The following is a 20,114-nucleotide window of genomic DNA, read 5'->3' on the forward strand; positions in this document are numbered from 1 at the left end:
AAATCGCGACCGGGGGCTATGACCAGCCGCCGTCGATGGTAAATTCTTGGCCGGTGCACATCGCGCTGTCATCAGCCGCCAAAAACAGCGCAAGCGCAGCGGCGTCCTGAGGCTGTATGTGGCCTGCCAAAGGTTGGTTCTGCGCCAGCATTTGTGCGCCTTGGGAATCGAAGTGGTCTGACATTTGACGGTCGGTCATCACCCAACCGGGGGTGATTGTGTTGATCCGAACATGCGCGATGCCCAACGGTTTCACAAACGACCGTGTAAGACCATGCAGGGCTGCCTTTGCCGTGGTGTAACCGGGCATTCCGTCGTGTTTCGCTTTCCAGGATATGGAACCAAAGTTGATCACGGAACCGGATTTCTGGGCGATCATATGATCTGCGACCGCCTGAATGGTGAAAAAAGCCGGTCGCAAATTGATCGCCATTGTTTGATCCCAGGAGCGTTCGGTCACATCCCGCCAATCATGTCGCGTTTCATTGGCAACATTGTTGATCAACACATCCACGCCGCCCCTGTCTGCGATGAATGCATGAACAGCGGCTCGCAATGCATCGGTGTTGGTGACATCTACGACACGAAACCATGTTTTCGGCAACGCTGCCGCCAGCATTTGACCGGCATCCTCAGCAATGTCGATAAATCCAACCTGCGCGCCCTGATCGACAAAGGCGCGCACCATCGCCGCACCGATCCCTGTTGCACCACCTGTGATGAAAACACGTGCGTTTTCCAAACTTGGATATTTAGCTGAATTCGCTCGCATCACACAGCGATCCGATCACCTGTATCCGCGTCGAAAAAACACGCCTCGGCAAGGTTCAGCGCTAGGTTAATTTGTTCGTCCTCTGCGGGGCGAAACTTGGCTGGCAATACAGCAACCAACGATAGGCCGGATAAGGTAAAAACCACCATTGTATCCGGCCCGGTTGGTTCGACGACATCGACATTGACGTTTAATGCGATCATATCCGCCCCAGCGTTTTCGGGGGGCAAGAAATGTTCAGGACGCACACCCAATGTGACGGTTTTTCCAACATATGCAGCTAATTCAGGGTGTTGGTGACCTACTGGAAACACAACATCACCCTGTGGGCTGTGATAGGTCGCCATCAATTGGTGATCGTTACCCGAAATTTCGACCGGAATGAAATTCATCGATGGCGATCCCATGAACCCGGCCACAAAGGTATTTGCCGGTTTCTGATAAATCGTGTCCGGGTCAGCAAATTGCTGAACTACACCGCCATTCATCACAACGATGCGGTCCGACAGGGTCATCGCTTCGACTTGGTCATGGGTGACGTACACAATGGTCTGCCCCAACCGTTTATGAAGCTTTTTCATTTCGGTCCGCATTTCAACGCGCAGCTTGGCGTCTAGGTTTGACAGGGGTTCATCAAACAAAAACAGCTGCGGATCGCGCACCAATGCACGCCCCATCGCAACCCGTTGACGTTGACCGCCGGATAATTGACTGGGCTTTCGATCCAGCAACGGCTCTATCTGCAACAGCTTTGCAACCTCAGCGACGGCGGCGTTCTGGTCTGTTTTAGGCACGTGGCGATTTTCCATGCCAAACGTAATATTCTGGCGCACCGTCATTGTTGGATAAAGAGCGTATGACTGGAACACCATTGCAATATTGCGGTCCTTGGCAGACAGTTCAGTCACATCCTGATCACCCAATGTCAGCGTCCCATAAGAGCTGTCTTCGAGGCCGGCGATGATCGACAAAAGCGTGGATTTTCCGCAACCCGATGGTCCAACAAGTACGACAAATTCGCCGTCCTGAATGTCGAGGTTCACATCACGCAGGGCGATGACATCGCCGTATTTTTTCCAAACTGTTTCAATGTTGAGACTGGCCATTTATTTCACGGCTCCTTGAGTGAGACCCCGGACAAAGTAGCGTCCGCCGAGGAAGTAGATAACGAGGGGGGGAATGGCTGCGATCAGAACAGCAGCAGAGCCAAAACCGTATTCACTGACACCAGTATCATCGGCATTCAGAGACATGAGCGCAGCAGTGATCGGGCGATAATCAGAAGAGCTGAACGTCACCGCGAACAGGAATTCATTCCAGATAAACGTGAATTGCCAGATGATCGTGACAATGATGATTGGCGGCGACAATGGGACCACAATTTTCCAAAACGTGCGGAAAAATCCCGCCCCGTCGATCCGTGCCGCCTTGATCAGGTCATCGGGTAGATTGATCAGATAATTGCGGCAAAATAGGGTGGTGAAACAAGTGCCTTGAATGATGTGAACCAGTGCCAGACCCGCCAAGGATTTTGAAAGCCCCAACCAGGCCAAAGTAATGGCCCAAGGCAGCAACACAACTTGTGGGGGCAAGAAAACACCAATCGTGATGGCCACAAAGACCAGACCGGCAAAGGGCATTTTCCATTTGGTTAACGCAAATCCATTGATCAGACCAACGGCCGTTGAAATCAGCGTTGCGGGAACGACCATCAACATGGACGCCACAAAATAAGGTTTAACCCCTGTGCAACTGGCATTGATGCAGGCTTCGCCCCATGCGACGGACCAGTTTTCAAAGGTTAAACGGCTCGGCCATCCGATGAAGCTTTCGCGTAGGATATCTTCGTTAAATCGGAGGGAGTTAAGCGCGATGACGGCCAGAGGCATCAAAACAAATGCCGCCAGAACCAACAACGTTGAATAGAGCGCAATGCGACCCAGGATTTTCTTGGCTCCAAGCGGGCGTTTGCGGTCTAAATCCGGGATGTTTTCAGAAACCAACGTCATTGGGTTGCTCCTTTTTGGCGACGCACAATCCAAGACAGGGTCAAAACCGGTAGAAAGATTACGAACAATCCGATCAGCATCCAGACTGCGGCGGCGGCGCCTTGGGCCAGCTCGCCTGCTGCAAACAAGCGGTCATAAACGAACATGGCCGGAAAGGTCGTCGAAATACCCGGTCCGCCATGGGTCAATGCCAGCACCAGATCAAAGGTCTTGATCGCGAATTGCACAAGGATAATGACCACAGAAATCATCACCGGCCAGATAGCGGGCAAAATGATCCGGCGATAGATTTTCATCATTCCCGCCCCATCAATCTGACCTGCTTTGACCATATCGTGATCCACGCCGCGCAGGGCAGCCAATACCATCACCATGACAAATCCAGAGGCATGCCAGACGGCGGCGATCACAACCGCATAAAGTGCCGTTTCACGATTGGTAATCAGGCTAAACGTGAAGCTTTCCCAACCGAGATTACGCATAAAGGCCTCAAGCCCGGTCGACGGGTTCAAAATCCATTGCCACGTGGTGCCGGTCACAACAAAGGAAATCGCAATTGGGTATAAAAAGATGGACCGAAGTAGGTTTTCGCCTTTGATTTTTTGATCCATGAGAATGGCCAAAAAGATACCAACGATGGTGGATAAGATGATGTAAAGCGCCCCAAACAGCGCCAGGTTCCAGACACCCGTTGTCCAACGGGGATTGCGCCAGAGCCGCGTATAGGCGTCAAATCCGGCGTAATCATATACCGGCAGCAGCGTGGACGTCGACAAGGACAAATAGATGTTCCAACCGACAAAAACGAAAATATAAATGCCCGTCGTAACGATGGTTGGCAAAAGCACGGCCAACGGAATGATCTGGGCAATCCGCGCAGCGCGACCTTTGGGGCGCGGCTTAAACGTTGGCGGGGCAGAGGCATGTGACATTGGGATCTCCGATCAGGACGGGATTGTTCGGGATGGCCAGAAATCCAGCCATCCCAAGCCCTTAGATCAATATTCGTTGATGACGGCTTCGGCCATTTGGCGGGCCGCATCGGCAGAACTCATATCGCTGGTGATGAATTCGGAAATGACCGTGAACATCGCTTTGCGAAACTTTTCTGGCACGGCCATGTTGTGGGCCATGGACCGCACCACGGTGCCTGATTCAGCCGCCGCGCGCAGGTCCTCTAGGTTCAGACGTTGGCATGGGTTGAATTCATCACCCAATTCAACATCCATGCGCGCGGGGATGGACCCTTTGGCAACGTTGAATACGCGCTGGAACTCTGGGGTCATAATAGTGGACGCCAGCAGGGCCTGTCCTTCGATATATTCTGGATCATCCTGTTCAAAGAACACAACGGAATCCGAATTCAGGATGTAACCGGGTTCACCACTATTCATCGGCGCACCAGCGCACAGATAGTCCACACCGTGTTCGTAACCCGCAGCGTTCATGGTGCCGATCGCCCAATCCCCATGGAAATAGAAACCCGCTTCGCCTGTGACCATCATGTTTAAGGGTTCTTCCCAGCCGCGCCCAGGGAATGCCGGGTCCATCCAGCCAACCATCAGACGCAATTGGTCAAATGCCGCGATCATGTCATCGCCCTGAAGCGCGTCCAAATCGAGGTCAATAAACGCTGCCCGATAAAGATCGGTGCTGATGCCTTGAACGATAATTTCAAACAGAGTGCCGTCGATCCAATCCTGCCCGCCATGGGCAACAGGGATCAGCCCTGCATCGGCCATTTGCGCGGCCAGAACGTTAAACTCATCCCAAGTTTTGGGCATTTCGGTCGCGCCGATTGTGTCCATCGCGGATTTAGAGGCCCACATCCAGTCAATACGGTGGATGTTCATCGGCACGGCCACCCATTCACCATGGGGGCTCATGACACTGACCAGTTCTGGCGCGACAACATCATCCCAGCCTTCGGTTGCCGCCAGATCATTCATGTTCGCGGTCAGGCCTGTATTGGCCCATTCGCCAATTTCCGGACCTTTCAATTGAACCGCTGATGGGGGCGTGCCAGAAATCACATCGGACCGCAGGCGTGCAATCGTGTTGGATGTGTGGCCCGGAATTGCCGTTTGATTCCAAAGTCCTCCGGCTGCGGTGTACATTTCGCCCAGCACATTGATGGCTGCGGCATTTGCTCCGGAATGCCATTGGTGCAACATGTTTGTCTTTGGCTCAGCGATCGCTGTTCCGGATGCGGCCAAGGCAATTGCGGCGACACCGCTTGCCAATGTTGTTTTCAAAATTCGTGTCATTTGATCCTCCTCATCAGTATGACGCATTCACTTGGGGTGGGTGTTTAACCCGTTCGTAATTCTTCGTTCACGTGAACATCGCGCGTCAAAAAAACGCCGTGCGATGTTAAATTGTGATTCCTCCGTCGATTTGCAGACATTGGCCTGTGATAAATGCCGCATCATCAGATGCGAGAAATGCACAGATTGCGGCAACTTCTTCTGGGGTCCCCAAACGGCCAGATGGCTGGCGCTCTAAGAAGAAATTCCACGCGGCCTCAATGCTGCCTAAGTCTAGCGACAATTCCTGAACGCGGTCTTGCAAACTTGGGCTGTCAATTGTGCCCGGACACACCGCATTGCATCGGATTTTATTTGGTAAATAATCTGCGGCCATGGCTTTGGTCAGGCCAATGACGCCCCCTTTGGCGGCCCCATAAGCGGCCCGTTTGGGGAACCCTTTCAGGGAACTGGCAACCGAGGCGATTGTGGTCAGACTGCCGCCGTTTTCCTTCATGTGGGGGATCGCAGCTTTGGCGATATGAAACGCGCTATCCATCGTAATGGTACAGGTTTTACGCCAATCTTCGATGCTGCATTGTTCGATAGTGCCCTGATGAACAAATCCAACGGCGTGAACCAGAATGTCGATGTGATCAAACCGGCTAAAATAGGTTTGCACAGCGGTTTCGTCGGTCGCATCCAGCTGGGTTTTGTCAACGCCAGCCAGATTAGCCATTAAATCAGCGTTCAGGTCACTGGCAAAAACCGTTGCCCCGTCGTCCCGCAATCGTTCGGCCACGGCACGGCCAATCCCTTGGCCTGCTGCGGTCACGACAGCAACTTTTCCCAAAAGTTTTAACGGGGGGGCAACAGTCATCGCATCGATCTCTATAATGCGACAACGGTTTGGGATTGTTCACCCAAACCATCGATCCCAAGGGACACTTGATCGCCGACCTGAAGCCATGTCTGTGGATCCATGCCTGCGCCGACACCCGGCGGGGTCCCGGTGCAGATCAGATCGCCCGGCTCTAGTCGCGTAAATTCGGACATATAGCTGACAATGGTTTCCACGTCGAAAATCATCGTGCCGGTATTACCGGTCTGCATCCGTTGACCATTTACATCCAGCCACATGCCCAAGCTTTGGACATCGCCAACTGCGTCTGGGGTGATCAAAAACGGCCCCGTGGGGCAGAAGTTGGGGAATGATTTGCCTTTGACCCATTGGCCGGACCGTTCTAGCTGCCATGCGCGTTCAGACAGATCATTTACCAACACAAAACCAGCGACATGATCCATTGCCTCTGATTTGGAAATGTTCAATGCGGGTTTGCCGATGACGATGCCCAGCTCGACTTCCCAATCTAGTTTGGTCATTTTGGGGGAAAACAAGATGTCGTCATTTGGCCCGCAAAAGGTGCCGCTGGATTTGTTGAACAGGATCGGCTCTTGGGGGATGTCCATGCCTGCCTCGGCCGCGTGGTCAGAATAGTTCAACCCGATGCACCAGATGTTTTTGGGCTGCGAAATCGGCGGGGCCAGCCGCATATCCGACACATCCATCAGCGGCAGTGTCATTGGATCAACCGATTGCAGCTTTGTGATCAAATCGGGTGACAGGCTGTTGGGTCCAAAGTCATCAACCAGCGAAGATGCATTCCTTGGGGCGTCGTCTTGGTCCAATATACATGGGGTTTTGGGTGCGTTTCGGGGCCCATATCGTGCAAGCTTCATTTCTGTGCGTCCTTTTGATTTGTTTTGCCCCACCAAGTCTGAGCCAAGGGTGCGCCGCCGACAAAAGCCGCCGATCCGAGCTCATCTTGAATGCGCAGACATTCATTCCATTTGACCATGCGTTCAGATCGCGTAAACGACCCAACCTTTAATTGGCCACCGCCCAATCCGGTTGACAAGTGGCTGATAGAAACGTCCTCGGTTTCCCCGGATCGGGCAGACACGATAGCGCCCCAACCCTGTTTTTGAGCCGCATGAAAGGTGTCGATGGATTCACTGACCGTGCCGGCCTGGTTCACTTTGACCAACACGGCGTTGCAGGTTTGATCGCGAATGGCCTGATCCACCAATGCTGCATTGGTGACCAGATAATCATCCCCGATGATTTGTACCTGATCGCCAAAACGGGCAGTAAATTCACGCATACCGTCAACGTCGTCTTCTGCCACCGGGTCTTCGATTGAGACAATCGGATAGGCATCCAGCCAGCGCCCCAACAGATCAATCAAATCGCCGCTATCCAGCTGGCGATCCTCTAGAGCGAGCCGATAATCCCCGGTCTTTCCAAACTCAGAGGCCGCAATATCAAGTGAAATCACGACCCGTTCGCCGGGCTTTTCGCCCGCCAGTTCAATCGCTTGGACCAGTGTTTCCAATGCTTCTTCGTTGCTGTCAAAGTTGGGCCACCAGCCTCCCTCATCTGCAACTCCGGCCAGTTTTCCGCGTTTGGCCATGATATCCCCGGCGGCAAAATAGACCTCGTTTGTGATTTCCATAACGTCGTCAAAACTATCCGCGCCGGGGACCATAATCATAAAGTCCTGAATATCGACGCGACGGCCCGCATGGGCACCACCGCCAAAAATCTGAATTTCCGGCAGAGGCAATGAGGGAACGCAGCCATAATGGTCCGCAACATGGCGCCACAGCGGTTTTTGGGCGTCAGCCGCGGCGGCATGTAGGACCGCCAGCGACGTTGCAACCGTGGCATTGCCGCCCAGATCGCTTTTTAGGGGGGATGAATCCAGCGCGAGTATTGCCGCATCCACACCCTGCTGATCCTGCACATCCATCCCGATCAACGCTGGCGCGATACGGGTTTGAATTCCGTTTAGGGCTGTGCTGACATTCATACCCCGCAAAGCCGGTCCGCCATCGCGCAAATCGATTGCTTCTCTGGTGCCACGGGACGCGCCGGCGGGTGCAATCGCACGGCCTCGTGCGCCGTTTTGTAGAATCACATCCACCTCGATGGTGGGGTTCCCGCGCGAATCCCATACGCGGCGGGCTTTGACGTCTGAAATGACGGTCATACACTTCGTTCCTTCATGTGGTGATCGAGCGTGGAAACGAAGTTTGACAACGTTGTTTCAGGGGCTTTGATCATATCTATTGCGATGGTTCGCAGGTTTGAACGTTCTCGTTCAGACAAATATTCTACCGGGGATTTCCCGTCGATCCGCGCCAGCATCAACGCTGGTAAAAGCAGACAGATGCGGGTTTCCAAATCGGATCGGGATTCCCACGAAATATGGGGCATATATCCCTGCCAGAACGCCAGCATTTCAGCCAACAATCCGGGACGGGAATTCGGCAGATGATACGCTTTGAGCGCGAGGTGATTGAGGCAGAAAGACGGATCAAAACTTGCATCCCCGATGGTCGCGCATTCCGCGTCCAAAATGACAGGCCCGTCTGGACGGATCAGGATGTTTTTCGGGCTGACATCGCCATGGGTCAGGACTTGCTTGCTGACAAACAATCTGTCGGCCAATTTGGTTAAAGCGCCCGCAATATCTGGATGTTTTGAGGCGGTGAACGATAAGTATGGTTCGATCCGCAAGGCGCGAAAATCTTCTTGGTTTTGGAATGGCGTATCCTCAAAACCCGGCTTGGTGGACGCTGCATGAATTTGGCCAATCATGCCGCCGATACGGGCTGCTTCGCCTTTGCAAATCTGACCATCCAACAGCGCGGTTTTCCATAGGTACACATCTGGCCCCGCGACAAATTCCATCGCAAATCCGTGGGCCTTTTCTGAACGGCCGAACAGTTTTACCGCACTATTCGGCGTGATCTTGGCGGCTGTTTCCAGCCACGCATATTCGGCCGCGTTGCGATGCACAGGGGCGTACCAATCTGCTGCAACTTTCAGCTTGGGCAACGCAAATTTCACACAAATTCGGCGCCCGCGCAGCGTCAGGGCGGCAATGTCTGATGCGACACCGCCTGTCAGGGGGGTAATGTCGGAAACTTCGTCGACACATCCCAGGCCCAATTCCCGGACCAATTGCAGGCATCGATCATTGAGTTGCGTTGTCATTTGCGTCTTTCATCGGCGTTTTTGTTCACGTGAACAATTTGCGTTGGAATTGATTTTGTGTCAAGATGGGTTGTGCTAAAATGCTAGAAGGTTCGAAATTCAAAGGGGTTAAGGTGTCAGGTCGCGTTACTATCAAGTCCATCGCTAAGGATCTGGGAATTTCCCATATGACGGTATCCCGGGCATTGTCGAATCATCCGAATGTTCAAAAAGAAACCCGAGAATCTGTTCTGAAACACGCCCGTGATATGGGTTATGTCAAAAGCGCGGCGGCCATGGCGATGCGGGGGGACGGAACCCAAATTGTTGGCTTGCTATTGCCCAATATTGTGAATGAGTTTTACGCCCGATTTGCAAATGCGATGGCGCTGGCCTGTGACCAAAATGCATTTCAGTTGATCATCCATTTGACCAACGATGACAAAGCCGTCGAAGAACTGGCACTGGATCGTCTAAGAGAAGTGCAAGCGCAGGCTGTTGTCATGGTGCCATCCCCCGGTCAGTCACATGTTGAACCGGCGCATTTTGACGCAATGCGCGTTGTGCAATTGATCCGCCAACGGACCATGACAAAAGACGCCGATGCAGTGTTGGTGGATGACGGTCCGGCCTTGGAAAACGCTGTGCGACATCTTGCAAAGCAGGGGCATTCGCAGATCGCCTATATCGGGGCAGACGCTGAATTGTCCTCTGGTCGCAGTCGGCTTGCAGCCTTTGAAAAGGGACTGGAACAGGTTGGATTGACCAAGATCCCCGATCTCATTCGGACGGGCAAACCTTCTTTTGAAATGGGGCGTGATCAGGCAAGGGATATCATTCAAAACAGCCCAGCCACAGCGTTGGTCTGCGGTGGTTTTGAAATTTCTAACGGGGCATTGAACGCCTATATGGGTTCGGATCAAGCGAGATCGGATCAATTGGCGTTTGTTGGGTATGGGGACCCAAGCCACTACGTGTGGATCAATGGCGGGATTTCGACTGTGCAAATTCCGGTGGACGCTTTGGCGCAGCAAGCCGTTGATCTGATCGCCCTCAAAGGGGCTGATCATCCCGCCCAAGTTTTCAGCTTCAAAGCAGAACTGATCATCCGCGGAACGGCAACAGGGTGATAAAACCGTCTTCCGAAACCGGTTGGTGACGTCAATTCGGTCATATTTTGGTTCAATTTCCGGGATACGATGATCTAAAGTCGGTCATGACAGGTTGCGCGTATTCCGATCTTTGACCATGAACATAAGTTATTGAGACCAGCGAGGCTGCTTCCTTGCGGCGCATTTGAGTAGGGAGAATTTCCATGGTGACACCGGTCATCCTTTGTGGCGGATCAGGGACGCGGCTTTGGCCTTTGTCCCGAAAAAGCTATCCCAAACAATTTGTGCCATTGGTGGGCGAGGAAACCCTGTTTCAGGCGTCTGCACATCGGCTAAGCGGGGCCGAAAACGGTATCGAATTTGACAAGCCGGTTATTTTAACCGGGTCAGATTTCCGGTTCATTGTGACGGAACAACTGACCGAAATCGGCATCGATCCCAATGCAATATTGATCGAACCAGAGGGGCGAAATACAGCACCCGCCGTTTTGGCCGCTGCGTTGTATTTACTGGAAAAAGACCCGGAAGCGATCATGTTGGTTGCCCCATCAGATCACGTGGTTCTGGACAAAGCCGCATTTCACAAAGCCGTCACCAAGGGCTTGGAAGCGATCCAAGACGGAAAGCTGGTCACATTTGGCATCCAGCCGACCCATGCAGAAACCGCCTATGGGTATCTGGAATTGTCCGCAAAACCGGACGCAAATGGCACCGCGATTGACCTAAAGCAATTTGTTGAAAAGCCAGATCATGATCATGCGGTTCAAATGCTTGAGGCGGGTCATTTCCTGTGGAATGCGGGCATTTTCCTGTTCAAAGCGCGCGACATTGTTGAGGCATTTAAATCTCATGCGCCTGCTCTGATGGGGCCGGTTGGGAATGCCGTGACCAATGCCGAGGTTGATTTGGGGTTCTTGCGTCTGGCACCCGACGATTGGTGCCAAGCCGAAGACATTTCAATCGATTACGCAGTTATGGAACGGTCTGATAATCTGTCGGTTGTGCCATTTGACGGCGGCTGGTCCGATTTAGGGGGCTGGGACGCGGTCTGGCGGGAATTTGGACCAGACGAAAACGGCGTTGTCACCTCTGGGGACGCGACGGCCATTGATTGCAACAACACGTTGCTGCGATCCGACAGCGATCAGTTGGAACTGGTTGGTGTAGGGCTGGATAATGTGATGGCGGTGGCGATGAATGATGCGGTTCTGATCGCTGACATGTCCCGCGCCCAAGACGTCAAAAAAGCCGTTGCCGCCCTGAAAACCAAAGGGTCCGCGCAGGCAACCGATTTTCCCAAGGATCACCGCCCATGGGGGTGGTTTGAAAGCTTGGTTATTGGGTCCAGATTTCAGGTGAAACGCATTCATGTGCATCCCGGCGCTGCCCTGAGTTTACAGAGCCATCACCACCGTTCTGAGCATTGGATTGTTGTCGAAGGCACCGCCAAAGTGACCATCGATGATGAGGTCAAATTGGTGTCCGAAAACCAGTCCGTTTACATCCCGTTGGGCGCTGTGCACCGCATGGAAAACCCCGGCAAAGTGCCCATGGTTTTGATCGAAGTTCAAACCGGGTCCTATCTGGGTGAGGATGACATTGTGCGCCTCGAAGATGTTTATGCACGCGGGCAGGGCGCAAAGGGTTAGGATCCCTGCCATTTTGGCGCACGTTTTTCCAAGAAGGCCGAAATGCCTTCTTGGACGTCATGAGATTGGCCCAATTTCGACAGTGCTGCATCGCTTTGCGCCCATAAATCAGGTTCTGATACAGCGCAGGATTGATCCGACAATGCGAGGCTGGACGCCAGACTGAGAGGTGCATTTTTGGCGATGTCCGTCGCTATTTCATGTGCTTTGTCAATTACTTCACCGTCGGACGTCACGTGATTGAGCATTCCATATTGCTGCATCACCTGAGCTGAAACAGACCGACCGGATAAAAGCATTTCATTGGCCAAAACCCGCGGCATGCGCTGGGCCAGTCGAAATGCGCCACCGCCACCTGCGATCAGGCCAAGCTTTGCCTCTGGTAATCCAAATACGGCATTTTCACTGGCAACGGCCAAATCGCAGGCCAGCATAATTTCAAATCCGCCGGCCAATGCGGCCCCATATACCGCGGCAATCACTGGTTTTTGTCTGCGGCGTTTTACGAACCCCGCAAACCCGTATTGCCCAAACAAAATCTGGTCCGACTGCCCCTGTTGATACGCTCGCAGATCCATCCCAGAGCAAAAAACAGAACCCTTTCCAGACAACACCGTCACGCGGACATCTGGGTCTGCCTCGATCGTGTCAAAGGCCTGCGTGATCGCGGCGCACATAGTTGCATCAACGGCATTGCGTTTTTGTGGCCGGTTCAGTGTCACCCGCGCAATATGATGAGAAATATCCAAAAGGACGGGTGCGTCAGTGGTCATCTTTGGCTTCTTTCTCAGCAAGCTGGCGCAGCTGTGATCGGATGATTTTCCCGGTTGTGGTCATCGGCATCTGATCAATGAACCGAACAATGCGGGGAAATTCATATGCGGCAAGCTGGGTTTTGACATGGGCGGCGATGTCATCTGCCAGTGCGTCGCTGGGGGCGTGATTGGCTGATAACTGAACATAGGCGGCCACAACAGCACCACGGACGGGATCGGGTTTGCCCACAACGCCAACCAATTCCACGGCGGGATGGGATTGGATGCAATCTTCGATTTCGGCAGGGCCAATGCGATAGCCACCGGAACTGATGATGTCGTCATCACGACCCAAAAAACCGATACGCCCCGATTGTGTTTTGTAACCTTTGTCGCCGGTCAGCAGCCATTTCTGATCATCGATCGTCAGATATTTTGCGTCAGTTGCGTCAGGATTGTTCCAATATTTTAGAAACATAACGGGATCAGGCGCCCGGATCGCGATGGTTCCGACCTGATCCTGACCCAAACAGGTTTGGGTGGTTTCTTCGATTATGTCCACGTGATGGCCCGGGACAGCAAATCCCATGATCCCCGGCTCTGCGGGGGCCAAGTCAGCACAGGATGAAACGATCATGTTGCATTCGGTCTGACCGTAAAATTCGTTGATCGTGGTTCCGAAAACGGTTCGACCCCATGCAATCAATTCTTTGCCAAGCGGCTCACCGCCGCTGGCGACACTGCGCAGCTGGAATTTCGGCTGGAGGTCGGCGGGCGCCAGTTGCATCATTTTGAGCGCGGTAGGGGGCAAAAAGGTGTTTTGAATATTGTGGTCTTGGATCAATCGAAACGCGGCTTCGGGGGTGAATTTGCGAAACCGACAGGCCACGACCGGCACGCCATGATGCAATGCGGGCATCAGCACATCCAATAGACCGCCAATCCAGGCCCAATCGGCAGGCGTCCAGATGCAATCCCCGGATTGAGGAAAAAAATTATGGCTCATTTCGACGCCCGGCAAATGTCCGAGCAACACCCGATGTGCATGCAGCGCGCCTTTGGGGTTTCCGGTGGTCCCAGACGTATAGATCAACAAAGCCGGGTCATCGGCGCGGGTCTGAACAGGGGTGAAAGTGGTCGCCATTCCGTGGGTGAAATCGGCATAGCTTATGGCGTTATCGTCGCGGCCATCAACGGATATGACCAGCGCCAGATCAGGCAGGTTTGGCCGGATTTTGGCGATCATGGCCGCGCCCATCGCATTGGTGAGCAACACTTTGGTCCCGGAATCCTGTAACCTGTGCTGTAACGCCTCTGGGCCAAATAAAGTGAACAAAGGCAATGCGATACAGCCCAGTTTGGGGATCGCAGCATGGGCGGTTGCGGTAATGATCCCTTGGGGCAAGAGCACGCCAATCCTGTCTTGTTCTTGGCAATGCCGTGACAGGGCGTTTGCCAGAATATTTGACATGTCGCGCAGCTGTCTGAAATTGTATCGGGTCACCGCAAAATCCGGATCAACGTCAATAATCGCAATTTTGTCGGGATGCTGCGCAGCAGGGCGATCACAAATATCGACGCCAATGTTGAAATGCGTCGGAATGTTCCACCCAAACCCAGAGCGGGTTTCGGTGATATCTGCACCTTTGGTCAGCATCATTTAACCCCTATTAGGTAAATGAACATTCGTTCACTTGCCGAGTAAAACGGCGCAATCGAAGCCCTGTCAACTATGGGGGCTTTGACATGGCGGCCGGATTGCGATTGATTTACGTGATATTTCAGGCGAATGCCTTGGTCAGGATAGATAAAATGCAATTGTCAGTTTCTTTTGAAAATACACGCGATGTGGCCCCCAAATCCGGTCCGGTGACCGTTGGGTGGTTTTTAAACACGACCAAAGGCAGCATCATTTACGATCCGCCTGAACGTGTACGCAGCGTCGAGCAGAACAAATCGCATGCCAAAAGCGCGTCACGCTGCCCTGCGGTTATCAACATGGAAAGCCGCTATTTCATGGTGAAGGCGCCGTTTGATATTCATCTGGCCTTTGTCCGTGATAACGAAGGCAAGCCAGCGCTGCGGAATTTGAATGGCAACATGAGCGGCATTCGCGCCAATAAACTGTCCCAGCAAATTCACATCACCCCAGAACATGAATGGCGTTATCCGGGGGTGCCAACCATTCAGGTCATGACGCCTTATGTGATGATCAGTGATGAGCCGGTTTATGTGACGCAATTGTCGTGCTTTATGCATTATCAACGCGATCAATTGCCGGGCACAATTTTTGGCGGACGGTATCCGATCAATGTTTGGCCGCGCCCGCTGATGTGGGCGTTTGAATGGCATGACACGGATAAGCCGCTGAAAATCAATCGTGGGGATCCGTGGTTTTATGTGTATTTCGAAACCATGCCGCAGGACCGCGCTGTTGTCTTAACCGAAACGGAACGCACCCCAGAACTACTTGAATATATGGACATGATTTCTGGCGCTGTGAATTTCGTCAATCAGACGTTTTCCCTGTTTCAAGCCGCCGAAGAGCGTCGCCCTGAAACTCTGGTCAAACCCATCCGGCGATCTAAAGGATAAGATGTGCAAACTCTATCAAACGATCAGTTGGCGGCGCTGCGTCATGGGGCCATCAATGCGCATCAAAAAGGGGATATCAAAGCAGCCCAGGATGCCTATTGCCGGTATCTAAGTGCGCGTCCAAAAGATGCAGGAATTTGGACCAATCTGGGCGCGTTATATCGGTCTACGGAACGACATGATCAGGCATTACGTGCCCAACGACGCGCTTATGCGGTACAGCCAGAAATGGCCGGTGTGCGCAATAATCTGGCAAATATCCTGAACGATGTTGGGTTCCACAAAGAAAGCATCGCGCTGCGCCACGAAATTCTGGAACAGACCCCAAATGACACGCAACAAAAGGCGCTGATTGGCAAATCACTCAGGTCTTTGGGGCGATATTCAGATGCAATCACCCATCTAGAGGCCGCGCTGGGCATGCATCCTGACGACGCAGAGATAAAGCTGCAATTGGGATTTGCCCAGCTGGCGGATCGTCAATTCGAGGCGGGTTTGCAAAATTACGAAGCCCGTTGGGACACCGCAGAGGCCAAACCAATATCGATCCCCTATCCGAAATGGGACGGGGGCGATCTAACCGGCAAAAAGGTTCTGGTTGTTCCTGAACAGGGGTTTGGGGATGCGGTGCTGATGATGCGATTTTTGCCCCAGCTTCGTGAAATTGCCGGGCGCGTTCATGTCATGGCGGAAAAACCCATGGCCCGATTGTTTGAGACCGCCGAAGGAATCGATTGGATCGGCAAAGTTGTCTCAAAGGATGAGAAATTTGACGTCTGGATGACGGTTATGGACCTGCCCCGTGTCGGTTTGAAAACCGTCGGGGACATTCCCCCGCCAACGCGATTGAATACGCCCACCGATGCCAAACACCGCGCGGCTCAGATCGTCGCGCCCTATAAGGATGTGTTTAAGGTCGGCATCGTCTGGAGCGGCTCTGTGACGTTCAAGGGAAACAGTTTCCGGTCGTTTGGCCATCAGGAATTCCTCAGACTGGTTGATCTGGACGATGTGCAGCTGTTTTCACTCTACAAAGGTCCCGCATTAGAGGCGTTTCAGGCGGATGGTAGCGCTGCATTCATCGTTGATGCGGCCAGCACGGATCGGGACTTTGCCGATTGTGCGGCGATGATGCAGGACATGGATTTGGTCATTACGTCTGACACTGCAACGGCCCATATTGCCGGTTCACTTGGCGTTCCTGTCTGGACGTTGCTGCATTGGGATCCGTTTTGGTTTTTTGGCCATACAGGTGACACGATGCCATGGTATCCGTCGATGCGGCTGTTTCGTCAAACTGCGCCCCATGATTGGGGCAGCGTTTTCGATCAGGTACAGCCTGAATTGATTAAGTGTATTAAAGATTGGAAGAAGGAGCGGTGAAGGTGGAAACAATTTTAGTCCCAACCTCGCCCGGTGAATTGATCGACAAGTTGACGATCCTGCGGCTAAAGACCGAACACATCACCGACCCGGCAAAGCTGACCAATGTTCGGCATGAACAAACTGTGCTGACCAAAACGGCGCAGTCGAAGCTGCCACCGTCGCAAACCCTGACCGCCCTGTGGGACGAATTGTATCAGGTCAACGCTGCGCTTTGGAAAATCGAAGACGACATTCGCGATTGCGAGGCGGCCGGGGATTTTGGGCAAACCTTTATCGATTTGGCCCGAGCTGTTTATGTGACCAATGACCAACGGTCTGATGTGAAAAAACGGATCAACCTTCATCTTGGATCGGACCTGATCGAGGAAAAATCCTATGCCGATTACACTGGCGGTGCCTCATGAACGTCAAAGCGCATCTAAACATGGCCCGTTCCAGCCTGAAATCCGCTGAGACAGAGCTCAGAGAAGCGTTGAACGCAGACAAAAGCCGGGCGCGCGGGGCGCTGAACTTGCATCTGCACGAAGTCCGACGCGCGATGAACCCTGATTACCGGTATTCGTCGCAGGCTGGTCAGGACGCGGTCATTGACCGGATATTCAAAGGCAAACGCGGCGGCACCTTTGTAGATATTGGCGGCTATGATGGGGTCACTGGATCAAACACGTTCTTTTTGGAACTGTTTCGCAATTGGACCGGCATTCTGGTGGAACCCGTCCCGGCGCAATTGGAAAAGGCCCGCAGAGTTCGAAGATGTTCCTGCATTGGCGTGGCCGTCGCGGCCCAAAATGGCGATGCGGAATTTATTGAAATCAGCGAAGGCTACACCCAGATGAGCGGGCTGTCGGGCACCTATGACCCGGGCCTGTTGGACGCCGTTCGATCAGATCCCCGGCACAAAGAAAAGGTGCACCGGGTTGAAACGCAAACGCTGGAAATGATCCTGGACGAGGCGGGTTTGGAAACACCTGACCTATTGTCGCTGGACATCGAAGGCGGCGAAGTGGCCGTTCTAAAAGCGTTCCCATTTGGGCGATTCAGGCCGCGAATCTGGTCGATTGAAAATAACGCTCAAAGCTCGGAAATCCCTGAAATCATGCGTGAAAACGGATACGATTTGATTGAATTTTGCGGTAAAGACGATATTTACCACGATAGAGGTGCTGTTAACCTTGATAGGGCCAATTAGGCCGTTTTTCGCAACCAAATGCCCCACTTCTGCCCCGATTGTTCTCATCCTAGGAGCTGATCAAGTCAAAGTGGTGGGGTTACCATGTCAAATGAGGCACCAGTAATTATCAAGCGCAAGAAGGTCGTCGGTGGGGACGGTCATCATGGTGGCGCTTGGAAAGTGGCCTATGCGGATTTTGTGACCGCGATGATGGCGTTTTTTATGCTTATGTGGCTGTTGAACGCAACGACCGAACAGCAGCGCAAAGGTATCGCAGATTATTTTTCCCCTACAATTCCGATCAATCGGATTTCTGGCGGGGGCGATGGTGCCTTTGGGGGCAGCAGTGTCTTTTCTCAGGACAGTTTGGCGGAAAATGGCACCGGTGGTGCCGGGAATTTCTCGGGTGATACTGTACGCCCCGGTGATTCCGATGTGCAGGCGGATGGTGGTCAAACACCGGCGCAGGTTGCTGCACTTGAAAATGTCGAACAGCAACTGCTTGGCATCGGTGGAGAAAGCCTTGTTTCAGATCGGGCCATGCGGCACGTTCTGACGCGTCTCACGGACGAAGGTTTGATCGTCGAGATTTTTGACCTGCCGGGCGCGCCCCTCTTTGATGGGGAAACCAATATGCCAACCGAAACCACAGTTGAATTGGTGTCGATGTTTGCACGGGTCCTCAGCATGGTTGAAAACGATCTGGCGATCAAAGGTCATACGCGATCACGGGCATTGGTGGTCAGTGAAAACCCGGTTTGGGAATTGTCGACCTCGCGGGCGCAACAAATCCGAATGCTGCTGGAAAACGCGCAATTTGAAAGCACCCGAATCGAACGGGTTGTTGGCTATGCAGATCGCAAAATCCTGACATCGAATCCGACTTCGCCGCGCAACAACCGCATCGAAATCGTGGTTCTACGCAGTGATCAGTAAGGAAAAACAAGGCGGAGTTATTCAGATTTTATCTGTTAGGGGGCTGTTAAGCGCATTCAGCGTAAGCCTGAGGGGACAACAGATTTTCTTGATGCAGAAAGGCTCGAAAAATGACGATTTCCTCATCTCTGAACGCCAGCGTTGCGGGGCTTGCCTCTAACGCGACCCGTTTGGCGACCATTGCAGATAACATCGCGAACTCATCCACGTATGGTTATAAACGATCAGTAGCAGATTTTCATTCGATGGTGATCGATGGCGGAAACGGCACCTATTCTGCTGGTGGGGTGCGGGTCACAACATCCCGGATGATCGACCAGCGCGGGTCGCTCGTTTCAACAAGTAATTCGACAGATTTGGCCGTTCGTGGTCGCGGATTGCTTCCTGTCACCAGTGAATCATCCGTTGGCGCGGGCGAAACTCCGCTTCTGATGTCGACCACTGGATCGTTTCGTACAGATGAAAACGGGTATTTGAAGTCTGAAAGTGGACTGATCCTGATGGGATGGCCCGCAGATCCAAGCGGAACAATTCCAACTATGCCGCGAGACACCGCCGACGGGCTGGAACCCATTCGCATCAACGCAAACCAGTTTGCAGGTGAGGCAACGACGTTCATGGAAATGACCGTCAATCTGCCGGCCACATCGACCGAGTCTACTGCGGCCGGTACACCCGAAGAATTGTCAATTGAGTATTTTGACAATCTAGGGAAATCGGAATCAATCACTGCTGAATTCATTCCGACGATCCCTGGGACCGGGGCGTCCAACGAATGGCAGTTGGTGTTGCGTGACAGTGCGTCTGGCGGGGCCATCGTTGGTGATTATACGTTGACCTTTGACGATACGCGTGCCGCGGGTGGTACGCTGCTATCTGTGGTCGATAATATCGGGACAAATCCATATGATCCGGTTACCGGGCGTCTCAGCATGACTGTTGCCGGTGGCCCATTGGATGTTGGTATTGGGGTTATTGGCGAACCTGACGGATTGACCCAGCTGTCGGATGCATTCCGACCGGTTTCGATCAACAAGGACGGCACATCGGTTGGCAACATGACCGCAATCGAAGTGGACGCAAATGGTTTCATTAGCGCGTCATTTGACACCGGGATCAGCCGCGTCCTGTATCAGATCCCGTTGATCGACGTGCCGAATGTCAATGGTTTGGAATCCCTGGATCAACAGAGCTATCGGGCCACAACTGAAAGCGGCGACATCTTTTTGTGGGATGCTGGCGATGGGCCAACTGGGGATATCGTTTCATTTGCACGCGAGGAATCCGCCACGGATGTCGCGGGTGAATTGACCCAACTGATCCAAACGCAACGGGCTTATTCTTCAAATGCAAAAGTCATCCAAACAGTGGATGAGATGCTGCAAGAAACCACAAATATCAAACGTTAAGCCATAAAAGGCGGCGCCTGAAAGGATTGAAC

General features: G+C 52.9%; 19 protein-coding genes. 8 read left to right on the plus strand and 11 right to left on the minus strand.

Features of this window, described 5'->3' with window-relative positions:
• Positions 1 to 16 precede the first annotated feature (16 nt).
• From AB1F12_RS00410 to AB1F12_RS00450, 9 genes are all read right to left on the minus strand, one after another.
• Positions 17 to 772: an SDR family NAD(P)-dependent oxidoreductase gene (locus AB1F12_RS00410; RefSeq protein WP_368185722.1), complete on the minus strand. Its 756-nt coding sequence runs from the start codon at positions 770 to 772 to the stop codon at positions 17 to 19.
• A complete protein-coding gene (locus tag AB1F12_RS00415; RefSeq protein WP_368185724.1) occupies positions 772 to 1,878 on the minus strand; it encodes an ABC transporter ATP-binding protein in 1,107 nt (368 codons plus the stop codon). Before AB1F12_RS00415 ends, AB1F12_RS00410 begins: the two co-directional genes overlap by 1 nt.
• Positions 1,879 to 2,781 (minus strand): carbohydrate ABC transporter permease, encoded by a 903-nt coding sequence (locus AB1F12_RS00420; protein WP_368185726.1) that lies wholly within the window; start codon positions 2,779 to 2,781, stop codon positions 1,879 to 1,881. It abuts the gene before it with no gap.
• Complete coding sequence (locus AB1F12_RS00425) at positions 2,778 to 3,713, minus strand: carbohydrate ABC transporter permease (protein WP_368185728.1); 936 nt, start codon at positions 3,711 to 3,713, stop codon at positions 2,778 to 2,780. Before AB1F12_RS00425 ends, AB1F12_RS00420 begins: the two co-directional genes overlap by 4 nt.
• Positions 3,714 to 3,779: 66 nt before the next feature.
• The gene (locus tag AB1F12_RS00430) at positions 3,780 to 5,048 is read right to left on the minus strand and encodes an ABC transporter substrate-binding protein (protein ID WP_368185730.1); all 1,269 of its coding nucleotides are present in this window, start codon (positions 5,046 to 5,048) and stop codon (positions 3,780 to 3,782) included.
• A gap of 106 nt (positions 5,049 to 5,154) precedes the next feature.
• Complete coding sequence (locus tag AB1F12_RS00435; RefSeq protein WP_368185731.1) at positions 5,155 to 5,907, minus strand: SDR family oxidoreductase; 753 nt, start codon at positions 5,905 to 5,907, stop codon at positions 5,155 to 5,157.
• 11 nt (positions 5,908 to 5,918) lie between these two features.
• Positions 5,919 to 6,767: a fumarylacetoacetate hydrolase family protein gene (locus tag AB1F12_RS00440; protein WP_368185732.1), complete on the minus strand. Its 849-nt coding sequence runs from the start codon at positions 6,765 to 6,767 to the stop codon at positions 5,919 to 5,921.
• Positions 6,764 to 8,080, minus strand: a complete 1,317-nt coding sequence (gene eno / locus AB1F12_RS00445; protein WP_368185733.1) for a phosphopyruvate hydratase — start codon at positions 8,078 to 8,080, stop codon at positions 6,764 to 6,766. Before eno ends, AB1F12_RS00440 begins: the two co-directional genes overlap by 4 nt.
• Complete coding sequence (locus AB1F12_RS00450) at positions 8,077 to 9,090, minus strand: phosphotransferase family protein (protein WP_368185735.1); 1,014 nt, start codon at positions 9,088 to 9,090, stop codon at positions 8,077 to 8,079. Before AB1F12_RS00450 ends, eno begins: the two co-directional genes overlap by 4 nt.
• Positions 9,091 to 9,257: 167 nt before the next feature.
• Between AB1F12_RS00450 and AB1F12_RS00455 the strand changes: the two genes are divergently transcribed.
• Together AB1F12_RS00455 and AB1F12_RS00460 are read left to right on the plus strand one after the other, a co-directional pair.
• Positions 9,258 to 10,199: a LacI family DNA-binding transcriptional regulator gene (locus AB1F12_RS00455; RefSeq protein WP_368185737.1), complete on the plus strand. Its 942-nt coding sequence runs from the start codon at positions 9,258 to 9,260 to the stop codon at positions 10,197 to 10,199.
• A 185-nt stretch (positions 10,200 to 10,384) separates the two neighbouring features.
• Entirely contained in the window at positions 10,385 to 11,830 is a 1,446-nt protein-coding gene (locus AB1F12_RS00460) for a mannose-1-phosphate guanylyltransferase/mannose-6-phosphate isomerase (protein ID WP_368185738.1), read from the plus strand.
• Here the strand turns inward: AB1F12_RS00460 and AB1F12_RS00465 are convergent.
• Both AB1F12_RS00465 and AB1F12_RS00470 read right to left on the minus strand, forming a co-directional pair.
• On the minus strand, positions 11,827 to 12,603 hold the full coding sequence (locus AB1F12_RS00465; RefSeq protein WP_368185739.1) for an enoyl-CoA hydratase-related protein: 777 nt from the start codon (positions 12,601 to 12,603) through the stop codon (positions 11,827 to 11,829). The two genes, AB1F12_RS00460 and AB1F12_RS00465, sit on opposite strands and share 4 nt — an antisense overlap.
• Positions 12,593 to 14,242, minus strand: coding sequence for an AMP-binding protein (locus AB1F12_RS00470; protein ID WP_368188198.1), 1,650 nt, complete (start codon positions 14,240 to 14,242; stop codon positions 12,593 to 12,595). Before AB1F12_RS00470 ends, AB1F12_RS00465 begins: the two co-directional genes overlap by 11 nt.
• Positions 14,243 to 14,397: 155 nt before the next feature.
• On the opposite strand from AB1F12_RS00470, the gene AB1F12_RS00475 reads away from it, so the two are divergent.
• The 6 genes from AB1F12_RS00475 to AB1F12_RS00500 all read left to right on the plus strand — a co-directional run bounded on the left by AB1F12_RS00475 (position 14,398) and on the right by AB1F12_RS00500 (position 20,082).
• A complete protein-coding gene (locus AB1F12_RS00475) occupies positions 14,398 to 15,180 on the plus strand; it encodes a hypothetical protein (protein ID WP_368185741.1) in 783 nt (260 codons plus the stop codon).
• A gap of 3 nt (positions 15,181 to 15,183) precedes the next feature.
• On the plus strand, positions 15,184 to 16,563 hold the full coding sequence (locus AB1F12_RS00480; protein WP_368185742.1) for a tetratricopeptide repeat protein: 1,380 nt from the start codon (positions 15,184 to 15,186) through the stop codon (positions 16,561 to 16,563).
• 2 nt (positions 16,564 to 16,565) lie between these two features.
• Entirely contained in the window at positions 16,566 to 16,970 is a 405-nt protein-coding gene (locus AB1F12_RS00485) for a DUF6165 family protein (RefSeq protein ID WP_368185743.1), read from the plus strand.
• Positions 16,967 to 17,755: an FkbM family methyltransferase gene (locus tag AB1F12_RS00490; protein WP_368185745.1), complete on the plus strand. Its 789-nt coding sequence runs from the start codon at positions 16,967 to 16,969 to the stop codon at positions 17,753 to 17,755. Before AB1F12_RS00485 ends, AB1F12_RS00490 begins: the two co-directional genes overlap by 4 nt.
• Before the next feature lie 84 nt (positions 17,756 to 17,839).
• Positions 17,840 to 18,673 (plus strand): flagellar motor protein MotB, encoded by an 834-nt coding sequence (locus AB1F12_RS00495; RefSeq protein ID WP_368185746.1) that lies wholly within the window; start codon positions 17,840 to 17,842, stop codon positions 18,671 to 18,673.
• Between the two features lie 110 nt (positions 18,674 to 18,783).
• Positions 18,784 to 20,082, plus strand: a complete 1,299-nt coding sequence (locus AB1F12_RS00500) for a flagellar hook protein FlgE (protein ID WP_368185748.1) — start codon at positions 18,784 to 18,786, stop codon at positions 20,080 to 20,082.
• Positions 20,083 to 20,114: the final 32 nt, after the last annotated feature.

Origin of the sequence: Aestuariibius sp. HNIBRBA575 (genome assembly GCF_040932005.1) — a bacterium.
Classification (GTDB): domain Bacteria; phylum Pseudomonadota; class Alphaproteobacteria; order Rhodobacterales; family Rhodobacteraceae; genus CANLNM01.